Genomic DNA, 16,819 nt, shown 5'->3' on the forward strand with positions numbered 1-16,819 from the left:
AGGCGATTGTCCCGCATGAATGCGTGTACCCTTAGCAAAAGCCCTGCACACTTTTTGTGGAGTTACCCGCATGACCACCCAACCCAAGCTGCGCTACCGGATCGATGCCGGCACTTATGCTGATCAAACCGCAATGCGCGATCAGCTGATCGCCCAAGCGGACTTATCTGACACCGACCGCAGCCGCATCTGCGCTAACGCCGCCGCCCTGGTGCGCGATATCCGCGGCCATTCGGCGCCTGGTCTGATGGAAGTGTTCCTGGCCGAATACGGCTTGTCCACTGACGAGGGCGTCGCGCTGATGTGCCTGGCCGAGGCGTTGCTGCGGGTGCCGGATGCCGACACTATTGATGCGCTGATCGAGGACAAGATCGCGCCTTCCGACTGGGGCAAGCATCTGGGCAAGTCTACCTCCTCGCTGGTCAATGCCTCTACCTGGGCGCTGATGCTGACCGGCAAGGTGCTGGACGAGGAACGCAGCCCCATCGGCGCCCTGCGCGGCGCCATAAAGCGCTTGGGCGAGCCGGTGATCCGCACCGCCGTCAGCCGCGCGATGAAGGAAATGGGCCGCCAGTTCGTGCTGGGTGAAACCATTGAAAGCGCCATGGACCGCGCCGCCGGGATGGAGGCCAAGGGCTACACTTACTCCTACGACATGCTGGGAGAAGCCGCCCGGACAGAGGCTGACGCGGCCCGCTACCACCTGTCTTATTCCAAGGCGATCTCGGCCATTGCAGCCGCCTGCAACAGCGATGACATCCGCAAGAATCCCGGCATTTCGGTAAAACTCTCCGCCCTGCATCCGCGTTACGAGCTGGCGCAGGAAGACAGCGTGATGGAGCATCTGGTGCCGCGCCTCAAGGCACTGGCTCTGCTGGCCAAAGCCGCGAAAATGGGCCTCAACATCGACGCCGAAGAGGCTGACCGCCTGTCGCTGTCGCTGGAGGTGATCGGCGCCGTGGTCTCGGACCCTTCTCTGGCAGGCTGGGACGGCTTTGGCGTGGTGGTGCAGGCCTATGGGCCGCGCACCGGGCTGGCCATCGATGCCCTGCATGAGATGGCAGAGGCGTATGATCGCCGCTTTATGGTGCGGCTGGTGAAAGGCGCTTATTGGGATACTGAAATCAAACGCGCCCAGGTCGAAGGCGTGGACGGATTTCCGGTTTTCACCAACAAGGCACTGACCGATGTGTCCTATATTTCCAACGCCCGCAAGCTGCTGGGGATGACGGACCGGATTTACCCGCAGTTCGCCACCCACAATGCGCATACTGTCTCGGCGATCCTGCATATGGCTGCGGACAAAGACAACGCAACCTACGAGTTTCAGCGCCTGCACGGCATGGGCGAAACCCTGCACCAGATGGTGCTGGAGCAGAACAAGACCAACTGCCGGATTTATGCCCCCGTCGGAGCGCACCGCGATCTCTTGGCCTATCTGGTCCGGCGTCTGCTGGAAAACGGCGCCAACAGCTCATTCGTGAACCAGATCGTGGACGAAAATGTCTCGCCGGATATCGTCGCCGCGGATCCCTTCGCTGCGGTTGCCGATATCAGCCGCAAGATCCCGACAGGGCCAGAGCTTTATGCGCCGGAACGCCCGAATTCCAAGGGGTTCGACCTGGGGCATGCGCCCACACTGGCCAAGATTGAAGAGGCCCGCGCGCCTTGGCGCACGCATCAATGGCAGGCCGGACCGCTGCTGGCAGGCGATGCCCGCCCCGAGACCGCCAAGGATGTGACCAGCCCCACCGATCTGAGTGTTGCAGGCTCCGTCAGCCAGTGCAGTCCCGAAGATGTCGAGCTGGCGCTGGCGCTGGCCGACCCTTGGGATGCTCCTGCAGCGGAACGCACCGCGATCCTGAATAAGGCCGCCGACCTCTATGAGGAAAACTTCGGCGAGCTGTTTGCCATCCTCGCCCGCGAGGCCGGCAAGACCATCCCCGACGCAGTGGCTGAGCTGCGCGAGGCGGTGGATTTCCTGCGCTACTATGCGTCCCGCATTTCTGAGGCGCCGCCTGCTGGCATCTTCTCCTGCATCTCGCCCTGGAACTTCCCGCTGGCGATCTTCACCGGTCAGGTTGCAGCGGCGCTGGCCGCAGGCAACGCGGTGCTGGCAAAACCCGCCGACCAGACGCCCCTGATCGCCCACCGCGCCGTGCAGCTGATGCATGAGGCCGGAGTGCCGCGCGCAGCCATGCAGCTGGTGCCAGGACGCGGCAGCGTGGTTGGCGCCGCCATCACCTCGGACCCGCGGGTCAATGGTGTTGCCTTCACCGGTTCCACCGCGACCGCAATGCACATCCGCAAGGCGATGGCCGACAACCTGCAGCCCGGCGCGCCGCTGATTGCGGAGACCGGCGGTCTGAATGCAATGATCGTCGACTCCACCGCCCTGCCCGAACAGACCGTGCAGGCAGTGATCGAAAGCGCCTTCCAGTCCGCGGGTCAGCGCTGTTCCGCCCTGCGCTGCCTCTATCTGCAGGAAGACATTGCCGCCACCGTGCTGAAGATGCTGAAGGGAGCGATGGATTGCCTGCATCTGGACGACCCCTGGCTTCTGTCAACCGACAGCGGCCCGGTGATCGACGAAGGCGCCCGGGCTGGCATCCTGGCCCATGTCGCCAAGGCCCGAACTGAGGGCCGGGTGCTGAAGGAAATGCGCGCGCCGCAAGCCGGCACCTTTGTGGCCCCGACCATGATCGAAGTCCCAGGCATCAGCGCGCTGGAGGAAGAGATCTTTGGTCCCGTCCTGCATGTCGCACGGTTCAAGTCACAGGACCTGGATCAGGTGATTTCCGACATCAACGCAACCGGTTACGGGCTGACCTTCGGGTTGCACACCCGTATCGACGACCGGGTGCAGCATGTCTGCGACCGGGTGCATGCGGGCAACATCTATGTGAACCGCAACCAGATCGGCGCCATTGTCGGCAGCCAGCCGTTCGGCGGCGAGGGCCTGTCGGGCACCGGCCCCAAGGCGGGCGGCCCCTATTACCTCAGCCGTTTCTGCGCGCCGGACCGGCAGCAAAGCAACGCCCAGTGGGAAACCACCTTTGCCGAACTGCCTGGGGAAAGCGGCGTGCCTGCGCGTCCTGTAACCACCACCCTGCCCGGACCAACCGGCGAATCGAACCGCCTGACCGTCTCTGCCCGCCCGCCGCTGTTGTGCATGGGACCGGGGCCGGAGGCCGCGGCGGAACAGGCCAAAGAGGTGATCAGCCTCGGCGGCACCGCGATTGAGGCGCACGGGATGTTCGACCTGCACCGGCTTGAGGCGATCCAGGGCATTGCCGGCGTGCTGTGGTGGGGCGACGAGGCCACGGGCCGCGAGATCGAACAGTGGCTGGCCAAACGCGACGGCCCGATCATCCCGCTGATCCCCGGCAAGCCCGACCGCGCCCGCGTCCTGGCCGAGCGCCACGTCTGCGTCGACACCACCGCCTCCGGCGGCAACGCGGACCTGCTTGGAGGCAACGCCTGAACTGCGCCCGATAAGTGCTTGACGCTGGGCCATTTCCGGCCCAGCGTTTCCCCATGTTTCCGATCCGCGACCACAACCCGTCCGGCCGCAGGCCCTATGTCGTCTATGCGCTGATGGCGATAAATATCCTGGCCTATGTCTACTATACGGCCAGCTATGCCTCGCCCCGCGCGCTGGCCTATTTCTATGACACTTATGCGGTGGTGCCAGCCGAGATCAGTCACGGGTACGGGTTCGAGACCCTGTTCACCTCCTTGTTCATCCACGCAGGGCTGATGCATCTGGGCGGCAACATGCTGTTCCTATGGATCTTCGGCGATAATCTGGAAGACGAGATGGGGCATCTTCCTTTCCTTGTGTTCTATCTCATCAGCGGTTTGGGCGCCGGGCTGATCCATGTGATGTCGGCCCCCGGTTCCATGGTGCCAACGGTGGGGGCCTCCGGCGCCATTGCGGGCGTCATGGGCGGCTACCTGTTGATGTTCCCCAAGGCCCGCGTCGATATCCTGCTGGTGCTGATCATCTATTTCCGCATCTTCACCATCCCCGCCTTTGTCATGCTGGGCGTCTGGCTGGCGATGCAGTTCTTTGGAGGCCTCGGCGCCGACCCCGATCAAGGCGGCGTGGCTTACTGGGCCCATGCCGGCGGCTTTGCCGTCGGGCTGGTGATGTGCCTGCCCCTATGGCTGCGGCGCGGCGGCCCGGCGTTTTGGAACAAGACCCATGGCACCCCGCCGCATCCGGAAAACGAGTACGAGTACGCCGCCAGCCGCATCCCCAAACTGCCGCGCAAGAGGCGGAAGCCGGGGCCCTGGGGGAAATAGTGCGCCGACCAGTCCCGCACTTCAGTTACAGGAAAGAAGTATCAAGACGGCCTGCAGAACCATAGGAACAGACTACTGATTAACACGCAGGCCGCCACCCCGACGGGCATCGGGGTAAAGTAAGGTTAGATCCGCCCTGGAGAAGATTGCGGGGAACAATCGGAGTTTTGCTCAAAACTTGCCAAGCAAGTACTCAATTCCTGAATACGTCATCGTAGCAAAGACCTCGAACAAAATGCGCTTCAGTGGCTCCAACCCGACCGCTTGGGCGCTGGTCATGAGGGGTATCAGGCATTGCAACAGCGTTTACCAAGTATTCTCCGTCTTTCAATGTCACAACAAACGGTCTGAAACCTCCCTGAAACCCGCCAGCAGTCACTGCACTCACCTCTCCGCATGCGCGTACAATGGACTTGCCATCGGAATAGCTGATGCGGTTCTGGTGAATATTGCGAAATTTTGCACTCTCCGGATGAACCAGTACGTCGCGAGTTGCACGTTCAATCGCGTTGGTCTCTGCGGAGGAAATCGCGAGTCTTTCGACTTTCGCAACGGAAGTACAAGCGGTGATGGAAACTGCAGCCAGGCAAGTCAGGAAAAGCTTCTTCATGAGTATCCTATTGAAATTAATTGTTGTTACGGAGAACCTGCAAGCAAACGGCTTGCCAAACAAGCCCTAGAAACTGATGAACTGACTCAGTCGGTTCCTTCCATAACGAAACATTGTGACAGAGGAACTCAAAATGCCCCATCTGAAAGCAACCTGCCACTGCGGCGCCGTTGAGATCGAAGCGGATTTTCCCCAAGGCCTCGCCTCTGCCGCGCGTTGCGATTGTTCCTTTTGCCGCCGCCGCGGGGCGGCTGCCGTCACCGCCGTTGCCGCCAGCCTGAAGGTGCTGAAAGGGGTGGAAAATCTCAGTCTCTACACCTGGGGCACTCATACCGCGAAACATTACTTCTGCAAGACCTGCGGCATCTACACCCACCACCAGCGGCGTTCGGACCCGAAGGAATGCGGTGTCAACCTGGGCTGTATCGAAGGCGCCAATCCGCGAACGCATCCCGAGACTCATGGCGATATCCCCTGGCACGACGGTGTTAACCACCCGTCTGATCAGCAATAACCTCCTGCCAGTCCGATAGGCCAAGCTGCGCCCCCCTCCCCTCAAACCAAAGGTTTGCCTCCGGCAAAACGGGAGGGCGCAGGTCTCATTCAATCACACAATACAAAAAACGCGGCGCAATGGCCGCGTTTCATATTCTCAATCTTACGGACAAGTTCAGCCGCGGATCACCTTGGCGAAATTGTCGAAGATCGGCTCGTTCGAGCACACCACCGAACCGGAATCGATAATGCCCGCTTCGGGATCAATCGCCTCGGCAAACCCGCCGGCCTCTTTCACGATGATGATGCCTGCAGCCAGGTCCCAGGCGTTCAGGCGGCGTTCCCAGAAGCCCTCATAGCGGCCTGCGGCCACATAGGCCATATCCAGCGCGGCAGAGCCCCAGCGGCGCACGCCGGCGCAGGCGGGCATCAGGCGGGCAAGATCTTGAAGCGTCAGCGGCAGGTCGGCGCGGCCGCCGAACGGCACACCGGTTGCAAAAATGGACTCGATCATCCGGTGGCGGCCCGACACCCGGATGCGGGTGTCGTTCATCCAGGCGCCGGCGCCCTTCTCGGCAAAGAACATCTCGTCCTTAGCAGCGTCATAGACCACGCCCGCAACGATTTTGCCCTTGTGCTCCAGCGCGATGGAGATTGCCCAGTGCGGCAGCCCGTGCAGGAAATTAGTAGTGCCGTCCAGCGGATCAACGATCCAGCGGCGGGTCGGATCTTCGCCGTCTTCCTCGCCGCCCTCTTCGGCCAGCCAGCCATAGGTCGGGCGCGCATTGCGCAGCTCTTCCTTGATGATCTTTTCAGCGGCGATGTCAGCCTTGGAGACAAAGTCGCCGGCACCTTTCATCGACACCTGCAGGTTCTCCACCTCGCGGAAGTCTTTCACAAGGGAACGACCGGCCTTGCGGGCGGTCTTGATCATCACATTGAGGTTTGCGCTGCCAATCATGTCTGCAGTATCCTGTCACGTCGGGGAGATGCCGGTCAAACCGTGCCTATACGCCCCCTGCCCGCAGTTGCCAAGGGGCTTTGCCGCAATGAGGGTTACTGGCCTGACGCCCGGTTACAGCAGCCAGGGCGGTTGAATTCCCGCATCACCGCGCCCAAACTCCAAAGCAATCAGATCAAGGAACATTCCCATGCCCGACCAGATGCAGCGTATCGTGCTGGCCAGCCGCCCCGAAGGCCAGGCCAGCGAAGACAATTTCCGCCTTGAGTCGGTGGATCTGCCCCAACCAGGCGAAGGCGAAGTTATTGTAAAAGTTCACTATATGTCGCTAGACCCCTATATGCGCGGACGCATGAATGCGGGTAAGTCCTATGCCCCGCCAGTCGAAATCGGAGAGACCATGAGCGCGGGTGGCGTCGGTGAGGTGATTGCCTCGGGCAGCCCGGATTTCCAGACCGGCGACTTCGCCCTGGGCATGTTCGGCTGGGCCAGTCACGCCTGCGTTCCTGCGTCTGAAGTCCGCAAACTGGACCCCCAGCTGGCGCCGCTTACGACTGCGCTTGGCGCTCTCGGCATGCCGGGGTTTACCGCCTGGCATGGCTTAGAGGCCTATGGCCGCCCCAAAGCCGGTGAAACCTTGGTGGTTGCTGCCGCGACCGGCCCGGTTGGTTCGATGGTCGGTCAGCTGGCAAAGCAAGCAGGCCTGCGCGTGGTCGGCGTTGCGGGCGGTGCTGACAAGTGCAAGCTGGCGGTGGAGACCTTCGGCTTTGACGCCTGCCTCGACCACCGCGCCTATGAAACTGCCGAAGCGCTGAGCGAAGCCCTCGCGGCGGAATGCCCGGACGGCATCGACATTTACTACGAGAATGTCGGCGGCAAGGTGCTGGAGGCGGTGCTGCCCAACATGAACAACTTCGGCCGGATCCCGGTCTGCGGCATGATCGCCTGGTACAACAGCGCTGAAACCGATCTGACCGCCCCCGCGATCTGGCGCTCGGTGCTGACCAGGTTCCTGTCCGTGAATGGCTTCATCATCTTCAACCACTACGACCGCTATCCTGATTTTCTGCAGGACGTCGCCCCCAGGATCGCCAGCGGCGGGATCAAATATCTGGAAGATATTGCTGAAGGGTTGGAGAACGCCCCCAAGACCTTCCTGTCGATGATGCAGGGCGGCAATACCGGCAAGCAGATCGTCAAGCTGGTCTGAAGCCGCACGCTGCACTGCTGTATCGCGCAACCGCGCGGAGCGGGCACGGAAGCCGGAACGGCGCCCGGCCGCTCCGCGCCCTATCAAACATGCTGCAGCTTGCGGGCCTCGACCTTGGCCAGGCGGATCAGTTCCTGCATGTAAGGTTTCTCGCGGTCCTCGGTCCGAATGGCTGCGTACAGCCGCCGCGTGATCCCGGCCTTGGTCAGCGGCCGGGTCACATAATCCGAGGAATACTTCACCTCCCGCACCACCCAGTCCGGCAGCACCGACACGCCGCGGTTTGACGCCACCAGCAGCAGGATCACCGCTGTCAGCTCCACCTGGCGGATCGAGGCTGGCTCAACCCCCGCCGGAATCAGCAGCTGGCTGAACACATCCAGCCGGGTCTTGTCCACCGGGTAGGTGATCAGGTTCTGGCCGATGAAATCCGCAGCCTCAACGAAAGGTTTCTCCGCCAAGGGATGCTGGGCCGAGGCAACAAACACCGCATTGTAATCAAACAGCTCAATAAATTCGACGCCGGCAATGTCCTCGGGATCGGAGGAGACCACCAGATCCACCTCCTCTTTTTGCAGTGCCGGCAGCGCGTCAAAGGCCAATCCGGGGCGGATATCCACATCCACATCGCCCCAGTTCTTGCGGAACCCTTCCAGCACCGGGAACAGCCATTCGAAACAGGCGTGGCATTCGATGGCGATATGCATCCGCCCGGTATTGCCATCCCGCAAAGCGGAGAATTCCGCTTGTGCTGCTTCAAGTTGCGGCAGAACCTGCTCGGCCAGCCGCAGCAGGCGCAGCCCCGCCGGTGACAGTTTCATCGGCTTTGAACGGCGGATGAACAGCTCGACCCCCGCTTGTTCCTCCAGCCCCTTCACCTGATGGCTCAGCGCGCTTTGGGTGATGTTCAGCTGATCCGCGGCGCGGGCCAACCCGCCGGCCTCGTGAATGGCCTTAATGGTGCGGAGGTGACGGAACTCAATATGCATTCTTCAATTGCGCTCATGTTGTTCTTGAGGATTATGAAATTGTCTCACAATGCTGCGCATGCAACAAGAGCTGAAATCAACCTAGCGAGAGACCTGAGATGACGACGCCCAAGATTTCCTTTGAATTCTTCCCGCCGCAGAATCTCGAAGCCTCCTTCCGGCTTTGGGACACCGTGCAAGTCCTTGCGCCGATGGAGCCGCGCTTTGTCTCGGTGACCTATGGTGCCGGCGGCACCACCCGCACGCTGACCCGGGACGCAGTGTCGACACTGCATAAATCCTCCGGCTTGAACGTGGCTGCGCATCTGACCTGCGTGAATGCCTCCAAGGCCGAAACGCTGGAAATCGCCGACCAGTTTGCCGAGGCTGGCGTGACCGAAATTGTTGCGCTGCGCGGCGACCCGCCCAAGGGCGAAGGCAAGTTCATTCCGCATCCCGACGGTTTTGCCAATTCGGTGGAGCTGATCAAGGGACTGGCCTTGCGCGGCAATTTCAACATCAAGGTCGGCGCCTACCCGGACCGCCACCCGGACGCCGCAGATCAGGCCGCAGACGTGGAATGGCTGAAGCGCAAGCTGGACGCCGGCGCGGATGAGGCGCTGACCCAGTTCTTTTTCGAGGCCGAGACCTTCTTCCGCTTCCGCGATGCCTGTGAAAAGGCCGGGATCGACGGCAGCAAGCTCACCCCCGGCATCCTGCCGATCGAGAACTGGAAGGGCGCGCGCAACTTTGCCAAGCGCTGCGGCACCATCATTCCAGACTGGGTCGAAAACGCCTTTGCCAAGGCGCTGCGTGACGACCGCGAGGAACTGCTGGCCACAGCCCTTTGCACTGAGCTGTGTTCAGACCTGCTGGAAGGCGGCGTAGAAAAGCTGCATTTCTACACGCTGAACCGCCCCGAGCTGACCCGCGATGTCTGCTTTGCCCTGGGCGTCACCCCCAAGGTAGCACTGTCGAACGTGGCGTAAGCGTTGCACACCCCGGCGCGCGGTTTCTAATGGCAGCGTCACCTCTGCCAAGGACTCGCGCGCCATGTTTTATGCCAAACAGCCCTCTGACCTGCTGACAATGGAGCAGATTACCCGGATTTCCGGTCTGGACTTCATGCAAGGCATCCTGGACCGCCGCCTGCCCGGTCCACCGATTGCCGAAACGCTGGGCTATCACCTGCACAGCGTCGAAGACGGCCGGATTGTGTTCCGCGGCACGCCGGAGTTTCCCGTCTGCAACCCGATGGGCACTGTGCATGGCGGCTGGTACGGCACGCTTCTGGACAGCGCCATGGCCTGCGCTGTGATGACCAAAGTTCCCGCGGGTTCGGTCTACACAACGCTGGAATACAAGATCAACATCCTGCGGGCGATCCCGCTGGGCACCACCATCGACTGCAGCGGCAGCATCGACCACGTGGGCCGCTCCACTGGTGTCGCGCATGGCGAAATCCGCGGGCTGGAAGACGGACGCCTCTATGCGACCGGCTCCACCACTTGCATTGTGATGAAGATCGCCCAAGGCTAACCGCCGGGCAACCGCTTCCCAACTTGCACGCGGCCGATATGCATCTATGCTCCGGCCAATCTGCTGAAATGCTGAACGAAGGGTCGGTCATGCCGCCAAACAGTCTCGGCCGGGCCGCCACAGCCCGCATTCAAATCCTGGCCCCTGCCAAGGAGCTGGATTTTCTGGATACGCAATCCGTTGTTCTGCCGGCGCCTGTCACCCCGCTGGAGGCCTGGAACATTATGCACGCAAAGCCTTTGCCTGGCATGAAGCTGGCCTTCCGGCTGCGCGACGCCATTTCCGCCTGCTTCGGGGTTAAACGCATCGGCGGCATTTCCCGGACACCGAAAGCGGCAGTGCAAACAGGCGATCAGCTGGATTTCTTTCTGGTAGAGGCCCTGTCGGACGAAGTGATGACCCTTACGGTCCGGGACCGGCACTTGGATGTGATGACCTGTGTTTCTTCCAGCAGCGGTGTTTTGTCGGTGACGTCATCCGTCAAAACACACAACCTCTTTGGCCGGATTTACATGATCCCGGTCCGGCCGGCCCACAAGCTGATTGTGGCGTTGTCCTTGAAACGGCTTCGGCGGGAGTTTGACCGCCGCGCAGTTGCCGGCTGATATTGCCACCTAGGCCCGGTTTCATCCGCTACCGGTTTACTGGTGAACGTCAGGCCGCCCTTCAGGTCTTGGAGAACCTGGTCAGCCAGCCGCCAGCCGACCCCTCGGAGGGTTTGCCAGTGCTGACACTGCTATGCAGTCGCTCGCTGCCATCCAGACCAACCCGGCGGCGGCTGCGCAACAGGAAAATCTTGCCCCAGCCGCGCCAAGTGCCGACAGACGGCGCCTTAGGATCGACCGGAAACCGCATTCGCCAATCCAGCGGCAGCGGCAAACCGCGGTCTTCGGCCTTTTCCAGCATCCACACCAAAGAGACGTTGGCCTTGGGCCGGGCTTCCTCATAGCCGCCAAGCTGGCCGCCGACGTCACCATGGGCACCGCGGAACCAGACCTGTTCTACATGTCCGCCCCAGTCCTTGGGGCAATCCCACAGCACCGGTTTGAAAACGTCCCGTGTTTCATCCAGCGCCAGCGCGTGGTAGCCGCTTTTGACGTGGTGGCCCAAGTGGTGGTTGTGGAAGTTGTGCCGGTTTTCTGCCCAGCGCCACAACAGCGGCAGACGCAACCCCAAGGCCTTGACCGTATCCCAGGCGCCGACCATCTCAATCTCAATGTCTTCATGGCAATGCGCCGCGGTAAAAGCGCCCGAGGTCTTGGACCGCCCGTTCAGCCGGTAATGCCGGTAAGCGGTGCGTATGTTGCGCACGGTGGCGTGCTCCGCCTTCAGCAGGCCGATCCGGTCGATCACTCCCGCCAGCGAGCGCACCGCATAGGCACCGCGGGAATAGCCGAACAGATAGATACGGTCGCCGGGCCGGTAGCGGGAGGCAAGATAACCGTAAGCACGGCGGATCTGCCGGTTGATGCCACGCCCCATCATCACATCAGGGGCGCTGCCCCAGCCTTTCCACTGAACCCCGGATTCATAAAAGACCGAAACCTGTCCGCCCATTTCCCGGCACAGCCGGAACAGCTGGCCGGCGTGGGTTTCGTGCCCTTCTTCCAGTGTCGACATGGTGCCGTCCAGGATGATCACATGGGCCTGCGGCCCGCGCAGCTTGGTTTCGCCGGAATGCTCCGAGCGCAGCGGCCGTCCGAGCCACCCTAAAACCCTTTTACTCAGCTGCGTCAGAAACATCCCTAAGCACTTCCCAAACTCTCAGCGGGGTGAACGGCATGTCCACTTGCCGCACGCCGCGATCCCAGACCGCGTCCTGCACCGCATTAGCAACAGCAGCCAGCGCGCCGACGGTGCCCGCCTCGCCGCAGCCCTTCATCCCCATCGGGTTCCGGGTGGACGGCACAGGCTCGGAGGTAAACCCAATCATGGGGACGCCGCTGGCCCGCGGCAAGGCATAGTCCATGAACGAAGCTGTGAGCAGTTGTCCGTCAGAATCATAGACAACACGTTCCAGCATGGCCTGTCCCAGCCCCTGCGCCACCCCGCCATGCACTTGCCCTTCGGCCAGCATCGGGTTGATCAAATTACCAAAATCGTCAACTACAGTGTAGCGCTCCACGTCGGCTTGCCCAGTCTCCGGATCGATAACAATTTCGGCAATATGCGCGCCGTTCGGAAACGACCGCCCCGGCAGCCGGGCCCGCGCCGCGTGGCGCTGCAGATCAAGCCGCCCTTGCGCGCGGGCCATCTCTGCCGCTTCCAGCATCGTGGGGGTCAAGTTCGATCCCGGTGCCCGGAAGGTTTCGCCGTCAAACCCGACCGCCACTTCCTCCACACCCATCTCCTCCGCCAGGAAGGGGATGAAGGCGGCAATCATCGTATCCACTGCGGCCAGCGTGGCGTTCGCCTGTGTTGTCACAGACCGCGATCCACCGGTGCCGCCGCCCTGAGCGATGCGGTCACTGTCGCCCTGGATGACATGGATGTTTTCTGCAGGGATACCGCTTTGGTCGGCCAGGAACTGGGCATAGACAGTTTCATGCCCCTGTCCGTTGCTTTGCGTGCCAACATAGATATTCACCCGGCCACCCTCCAGAAACTCCACTTCCGCGCCTTCTGAAGGATCGCCCAAAATGCTTTCGATATAGTAACAGACCCCAACGCCCCGGTACTTGCCGCGTTTACCATCTGCGGCGCGGCGGGCGGCGAATCCCTTCAGATCCGCCTCTTCCGCAGCCCGGCTCAGAACTTTATCGAAGTCGCCCACATCATAGGTTTCACCAGTCACGGTGCCATAGGGAAAGGCCGCCGGCTTGATGAAGTTGCGCTGCCGCAGCTCCAGCGGATCCACACCCAGTTCACGCGCCGCGCGGTCCATCGCCCGTTCCAGCACATAGATCGCCTCGGGCCGCCCGGCACCGCGGTAGGCATCCACCTGGGTTGTGGTGGTGTAAATCCCCTCCACCTGCAGCCAGGCGGTCTGGATGTCATAGACACCAGCCAGCACCCGGCTGAACAGCTGAGTCTGGATCGGCTGGCCGAAATGCGAATTGTAAGCGCCGAGGTTGCAACGGGTGCTGACCCTATAGGCGGTGATTTTCAGGTCCGCGTCAAAGGCCAGCTCCGCCAGCGAGGTCAGATCCCGCCCGCCGTTGTCGCTCAGCATGGATTCGGTCCGGTCGGCGATCCAGAACACCGGGCGGCCCAGCGCGCGGGCAGCCTGAGCGACAGCGAAATACTCCGGGTAAGGAAAGGCCTTCATGCCAAAGCCGCCGCCCACATCCGGGATCGTGACTTTGACGTCGGCCTCATCCAGCCGCATTTTAGCCGCCAGCTGGGACTTGATCGCCCAGACCCCCTGCCCGCCAAAGGTGAAATGCAGCCGCCCGCCGTGCCATTCGGCAAAGCAGCCGCGCGGTTCCATCGAGTTGACGATAATCCGGTTGTCATCGACCTGCAGCGCGACAGTATGAGCCGCAGTGCGGAACGCCTCGGCCGTTGCTGTCTCGTCCCCCATGCCCCAGTCAAAAGCACGATTGTCCGGCGCCTCCGCATGCAGCGGCTCACCGCCCGGCAAGACGTCCAACTTCGCAGGCAGATCGTCAATGTCGAGCTCGATCAGCTCCCCCGCATCACGGGCCTGATCCAGCGTCTCCGCAATGACCACCGCCACCGGTTCCCCCACATAGCGCACGCGGTCCCGCGCAAGCATCGGACGTTCGGGCGCGGCGCCGCTGGAGCCATCCCGGTTCTTCACTGTGGTGCCGTCCATAGACACATCAATACCGGCAGCCTCTAGATCCGCCAGGGTGATAACCGCATGGACGCCCTCACTCTCGCTTGCGTCCTCGACGTTCAGCGCCGTGATCACGCCATGCGCCACCGGGCTGCGCAGCACCCAGGCGCGCAAGGCACCCGTTGGGGCAGCATCCTCGATGTACTGCCCCTGTCCGGTCAGAAAACGCAGGTCCTCGACCCGCTTCACCGGTTGGCTTTTCCCGAATTTGTCCATGCTTGCCCCCTTGTTCGCGCTGGCTGGCGTTCCGGGGGCGAGACTAACCTCAGCGGGCGGCTTGTCCAGACAGCTCGATCACCGTCGCCACGTCAGACAGGCCGTATCCGTTGAATTGCGTGCTCATGGCAGAGGAATAGGCGCCCAAGCCCGGAAACAGCACATAGTCACCGGTTGCGGCATCACCTGGCAGCGGCAGACCGTCCGGCAAACGGTCCAGACTGTCACAGGTGGGTCCGAACACCACACGGGGCTTGCGCTCGCCCTCCCGGTGCTTGCCATCCCCTCCGACAACCTCCACCCGGCCCGGCAGCCCCATGTCGCGGATATCAACCAGCCCGCCATAGATGCCGTCATTCAGAAACACTACCTCGCCGCCTTTCCGCATGCCCTTGATGCGCGCCGCCAGGGTGAAGCTTTCGGAAACCATCGCCCGCCCCGGCTCGCAGATCAGCGTGGGCTTATCAGTGCCAAACGCCGTGTCGGCGGCTTTGGATATGGCGGCAAAGACCTTCTCCAGATCCGGCGCCACACCATCCCGGTTGGCCGCAAACCCGCCGCCCACATTGAGGCGTGCGATCTTCACACCCGCTGCGTCCACAATCCGCTTGGCGGCGTGAACATATTCCACCCAAGCGCTTTCATCCTCGCACTGGGTGCCCGGATGGAAACACAGCGCAGGCGTCCAGCCATCCGCCGCCACCTGTTTCAGCAGTTCTATGGCTTCTTCCGGAGCAGCGCCGAACTTGCTGCCGAAGTCATAAGCCGCACCGGCGACCGGCAAGGCAAAGCGCACCGCAATCTCGCGGGAGCGCGGCACTGCGCCCAGCTTTTCCAGTTCGCTCAGCTCGTCCACAGACCAGCTGGCAACACCATGCTCAATCCCCGCGGCGATCTCCGCCGTTGAGCGCATCGGGTTGTTGTAATGCATCACCGCATCGGGGCTGGCCGCACGTACTGCCGTCATTTCCGCAGGCGAGGCCACATCAAAAGCCGTGATCCCAGCCGCCACCAGATTGGACAATACAGCAGGATGCGGGTTGGCCTTCACTGCATAGGTCACCAGCCCTGGAAACCCTTCGCGGAACCGCCGTGCCACCTCATGCAAAACCCGCGGCGAGAAATACAGGATCGGATGATCCGGCGCGCTGCGGGCCAGGTGGGATTCAGGGGAAAGCCAAAGCGGTGGAATTTGCTGCATCAGGAAAAGCCTCGTTCGTTTTGCATATTTTCCGATGAAATTCTGTCGATTCCGCTCGTCAGTTCTTTTATAGTGACGAAAAAGAACGTCAAATCGAAGGGCAAGCATGCAAAGCGACGATACCGATCAGCGTCTTGTCACCTTGTTGCGGGAAAACGCCCGCCGCCCGGTGGCGGAACTTGCCCGTCACCTCGGCCTTGCCCGCACTACTGTTCAGGCGCGGATCGAGCGGCTGGAAGCCAACGGCGTCATCACAGGCTACACGCTTAAAACCTCCGCCGCCGCACGCCCGCCGCTTCAAGCGACCGTCCTGATGTCGATCGAACCGCGCTCGGGGCCGGAGGTGCTCGCCCGCCTGCGCAGCCTGCCTGGGGTTGAGGTTGTGCATACGACCTCAGGCAGATTTGACCTGCTGGCTCAGGTGGTCGCGCAAACCACGTCAGAGCTGGACAACACCATCGACCACATCGCCGAAGCGCGCGGGGTGCGTTCATCTGAGAGCCTGATCCATCTGGCAACAAAACTGGACCGGACAGGGCAGTAAGGATCAGACGGTCCTCACATAATCCAGCAGCCAGTCCCTGAACAACCGCGCCGCCGGGCGCAGGGCGCCGCGGTCGGGATAAATCAGGTGATACGCCTCCTGCCCCGGCACCGCGACCTCCGGCAGGCAGCGCACCAGCCCGCCCGCGCTGACCGCGGCATCCGAAGCAGGCGCCCGCGCCAGCGCAATCCCCACACCTTGCACTGACAGCTCCGCCGCCATCAGCGAGTTGTCTGCGAAGAAATAGCGCGCCTGCCCGTGCGAGAGCCGCAAGGCCTCAAACAGCTGCACCCAGCTGGCCCGGTGGGTCGAGACTTCAATCAGCGGAAAGCGGAACAGATCCTGCGGTGTCCGCACCTGAGCCGCAACCTCTGGCGGAGCCACCGGATAGAGCACCTCCCGCAGCAGCTCGTCCCCTTCGGTGCCAAACAGCGACGGGTTGCCGAATACGATCTGCAAATCGGTGAACCGGTTGGCAAAATCAGCCGCCATATTGCCAGTACTGAGCGCCAGATTGACTTGGCTGTGCGCCGCCTGGAACTGCGGCAGCCCCCGCGCCAGAACCCCATGGGCAAACAGCAGCACCGACTGCACAAACAGCCGCTGCTCGCGGCTCTCGCCGAACAGACCCGTGGTTGCGGTCTCCAGCATCAGCAGCGACTGCTGCACCGACGGCAGATAAGCCCGCCCGGCCTCGGTCAGCGTCACCGCATGGGCGTGGCGCTGAAACAGCGGTGTGCCCAGCTGTGCCTCCAGCGCTTTCACTTGCTGGCTGACTGCAGCCGCCGACATATTCAGCTGGACTGCCGCACGGGCAAAGCTTTCGGTGCGCGCCGCCGCTTCAAACACGCGCAGCCAGTTGAGAGAGGGTATCCGGGTCGCCATGCACCAAGGCTAAGCAGAACTTACCCTGACCGGCAAGACATACCATGCTGGGAATCTCCACCACCGCCCTAGGGTCCAAG

General features: G+C 62.1%; 15 protein-coding genes. 8 read left to right on the forward strand and 7 right to left on the reverse strand.

Annotation, left to right across the window (positions count from 1 at the left end):
* Nucleotides 1–70 precede the first annotated feature (70 nt).
* Both putA and A2I95_RS04955 read left to right on the forward strand, forming a co-directional pair.
* Entirely contained in the window at nucleotides 71–3,484 is a 3,414-nt protein-coding gene (putA, locus tag A2I95_RS04950; RefSeq protein ID WP_291728446.1) for a bifunctional proline dehydrogenase/L-glutamate gamma-semialdehyde dehydrogenase PutA, read from the forward strand.
* A gap of 53 nt (nucleotides 3,485–3,537) precedes the next feature.
* Nucleotides 3,538–4,308, forward strand: a complete 771-nt coding sequence (locus tag A2I95_RS04955; RefSeq protein WP_291728448.1) for a rhomboid family intramembrane serine protease — start codon at nucleotides 3,538–3,540, stop codon at nucleotides 4,306–4,308.
* Between the two features lie 193 nt (nucleotides 4,309–4,501).
* Here A2I95_RS04955 and A2I95_RS04960 read toward each other — a convergent pair whose 3' ends face one another.
* Nucleotides 4,502–4,918 (reverse strand): hypothetical protein, encoded by a 417-nt coding sequence (locus A2I95_RS04960; protein ID WP_291728450.1) that lies wholly within the window; start codon nucleotides 4,916–4,918, stop codon nucleotides 4,502–4,504.
* Between the two features lie 133 nt (nucleotides 4,919–5,051).
* Between A2I95_RS04960 and A2I95_RS04965 the strand changes: the two genes are divergently transcribed.
* A complete protein-coding gene (locus A2I95_RS04965) occupies nucleotides 5,052–5,432 on the forward strand; it encodes a GFA family protein (protein ID WP_291728452.1) in 381 nt (126 codons plus the stop codon).
* Nucleotides 5,433–5,588: 156 nt separating this feature from the next.
* On the opposite strand, the gene A2I95_RS04970 is transcribed toward A2I95_RS04965, so the two are convergent.
* On the reverse strand, nucleotides 5,589–6,374 hold the full coding sequence (locus A2I95_RS04970; RefSeq protein ID WP_291728454.1) for an inositol monophosphatase family protein: 786 nt from the start codon (nucleotides 6,372–6,374) through the stop codon (nucleotides 5,589–5,591).
* A gap of 190 nt (nucleotides 6,375–6,564) precedes the next feature.
* Here A2I95_RS04970 and A2I95_RS04975 point away from each other — a divergent pair, with 190 nt between their 5' ends.
* Complete coding sequence (locus A2I95_RS04975; protein ID WP_291728456.1) at nucleotides 6,565–7,584, forward strand: NADP-dependent oxidoreductase; 1,020 nt, start codon at nucleotides 6,565–6,567, stop codon at nucleotides 7,582–7,584.
* 83 nt (nucleotides 7,585–7,667) lie between these two features.
* Here A2I95_RS04975 and A2I95_RS04980 read toward each other — a convergent pair whose 3' ends face one another.
* On the reverse strand, nucleotides 7,668–8,573 hold the full coding sequence (locus tag A2I95_RS04980; RefSeq protein WP_291728458.1) for a LysR family transcriptional regulator: 906 nt from the start codon (nucleotides 8,571–8,573) through the stop codon (nucleotides 7,668–7,670).
* Nucleotides 8,574–8,671: 98 nt separating this feature from the next.
* On the opposite strand from A2I95_RS04980, the gene A2I95_RS04985 reads away from it, so the two are divergent.
* From A2I95_RS04985 to A2I95_RS04995, 3 genes are all read left to right on the forward strand, one after another.
* Nucleotides 8,672–9,541, forward strand: a complete 870-nt coding sequence (locus A2I95_RS04985) for a methylenetetrahydrofolate reductase (RefSeq protein ID WP_291728460.1) — start codon at nucleotides 8,672–8,674, stop codon at nucleotides 9,539–9,541.
* A 64-nt stretch (nucleotides 9,542–9,605) separates the two neighbouring features.
* Nucleotides 9,606–10,091 (forward strand): PaaI family thioesterase, encoded by a 486-nt coding sequence (locus A2I95_RS04990; RefSeq protein ID WP_291728462.1) that lies wholly within the window; start codon nucleotides 9,606–9,608, stop codon nucleotides 10,089–10,091.
* Nucleotides 10,092–10,180: 89 nt separating this feature from the next.
* Nucleotides 10,181–10,696 carry a DUF2867 domain-containing protein gene (locus tag A2I95_RS04995; RefSeq protein ID WP_291728464.1) on the forward strand — a complete coding sequence of 172 codons (516 nt, stop codon included), beginning with the start codon at nucleotides 10,181–10,183 and terminating at the stop codon, nucleotides 10,694–10,696.
* 61 nt (nucleotides 10,697–10,757) lie between these two features.
* Here the strand turns inward: A2I95_RS04995 and A2I95_RS05000 are convergent, their stop codons facing one another.
* Genes A2I95_RS05000 through A2I95_RS05010 form a run of 3 tightly spaced genes read right to left on the reverse strand, consistent with a single transcriptional unit; the run spans nucleotide 10,758 to nucleotide 15,310 of the window.
* Nucleotides 10,758–11,834: a DUF2235 domain-containing protein gene (locus A2I95_RS05000; protein ID WP_291728466.1), complete on the reverse strand. Its 1,077-nt coding sequence runs from the start codon at nucleotides 11,832–11,834 to the stop codon at nucleotides 10,758–10,760.
* Nucleotides 11,812–14,109, reverse strand: a complete 2,298-nt coding sequence (locus tag A2I95_RS05005) for a xanthine dehydrogenase family protein molybdopterin-binding subunit (protein ID WP_291728468.1) — start codon at nucleotides 14,107–14,109, stop codon at nucleotides 11,812–11,814. The genes A2I95_RS05000 and A2I95_RS05005 overlap by 23 nt, the downstream gene beginning before the upstream one ends.
* Before the next feature lie 49 nt (nucleotides 14,110–14,158).
* A complete protein-coding gene (locus A2I95_RS05010; RefSeq protein WP_291728470.1) occupies nucleotides 14,159–15,310 on the reverse strand; it encodes a type III PLP-dependent enzyme in 1,152 nt (383 codons plus the stop codon).
* Nucleotides 15,311–15,416: 106 nt separating this feature from the next.
* Here A2I95_RS05010 and A2I95_RS05015 point away from each other — a divergent pair, with 106 nt between their 5' ends.
* Entirely contained in the window at nucleotides 15,417–15,854 is a 438-nt protein-coding gene (locus tag A2I95_RS05015) for an Lrp/AsnC family transcriptional regulator (protein WP_291728472.1), read from the forward strand.
* 3 nt (nucleotides 15,855–15,857) lie between these two features.
* Here the strand turns inward: A2I95_RS05015 and A2I95_RS05020 are convergent, their stop codons facing one another.
* Nucleotides 15,858–16,739, reverse strand: a complete 882-nt coding sequence (locus A2I95_RS05020) for a LysR family transcriptional regulator (RefSeq protein WP_291728474.1) — start codon at nucleotides 16,737–16,739, stop codon at nucleotides 15,858–15,860.
* Between the last annotated feature and the right edge of the window lie 80 nt (nucleotides 16,740–16,819).

This window comes from Leisingera sp. F5 (genome assembly GCF_001593695.1).

Excerpts from the sequence above, each read along its gene's own strand:
- A2I95_RS05015 (WP_291728472.1), top strand. The coding sequence starts at position 15,417 with ATGCAAAGCGACGATACCGATCAGCGTCTTGTCACCTTGTTGCGGGAA.
- putA (WP_291728446.1), top strand. The coding sequence starts at position 71 with ATGACCACCCAACCCAAGCTGCGCTACCGGATCGATGCCGGCACTTAT.
- A2I95_RS04995 (WP_291728464.1), top strand. The coding sequence starts at position 10,181 with ATGCCGCCAAACAGTCTCGGCCGGGCCGCCACAGCCCGCATTCAAATC.
- A2I95_RS04970 (WP_291728454.1), bottom strand. The coding sequence starts at position 6,374 with ATGATTGGCAGCGCAAACCTCAATGTGATGATCAAGACCGCCCGCAAG.
- A2I95_RS05020 (WP_291728474.1), bottom strand. The coding sequence starts at position 16,739 with ATGGCGACCCGGATACCCTCTCTCAACTGGCTGCGCGTGTTTGAAGCG.
- A2I95_RS04985 (WP_291728460.1), top strand. The coding sequence starts at position 8,672 with ATGACGACGCCCAAGATTTCCTTTGAATTCTTCCCGCCGCAGAATCTC.
- A2I95_RS04960 (WP_291728450.1), bottom strand. The coding sequence starts at position 4,918 with ATGAAGAAGCTTTTCCTGACTTGCCTGGCTGCAGTTTCCATCACCGCT.
- A2I95_RS05005 (WP_291728468.1), bottom strand. The coding sequence starts at position 14,109 with ATGGACAAATTCGGGAAAAGCCAACCGGTGAAGCGGGTCGAGGACCTG.
- A2I95_RS04975 (WP_291728456.1), top strand. The coding sequence starts at position 6,565 with ATGCCCGACCAGATGCAGCGTATCGTGCTGGCCAGCCGCCCCGAAGGC.
- A2I95_RS05000 (WP_291728466.1), bottom strand. The coding sequence starts at position 11,834 with ATGTTTCTGACGCAGCTGAGTAAAAGGGTTTTAGGGTGGCTCGGACGG.
- A2I95_RS04980 (WP_291728458.1), bottom strand. The coding sequence starts at position 8,573 with ATGCATATTGAGTTCCGTCACCTCCGCACCATTAAGGCCATTCACGAG.
- A2I95_RS04965 (WP_291728452.1), top strand. The coding sequence starts at position 5,052 with ATGCCCCATCTGAAAGCAACCTGCCACTGCGGCGCCGTTGAGATCGAA.
- A2I95_RS04990 (WP_291728462.1), top strand. The coding sequence starts at position 9,606 with ATGTTTTATGCCAAACAGCCCTCTGACCTGCTGACAATGGAGCAGATT.
- A2I95_RS05010 (WP_291728470.1), bottom strand. The coding sequence starts at position 15,310 with ATGCAGCAAATTCCACCGCTTTGGCTTTCCCCTGAATCCCACCTGGCC.
- A2I95_RS04955 (WP_291728448.1), top strand. The coding sequence starts at position 3,538 with ATGTTTCCGATCCGCGACCACAACCCGTCCGGCCGCAGGCCCTATGTC.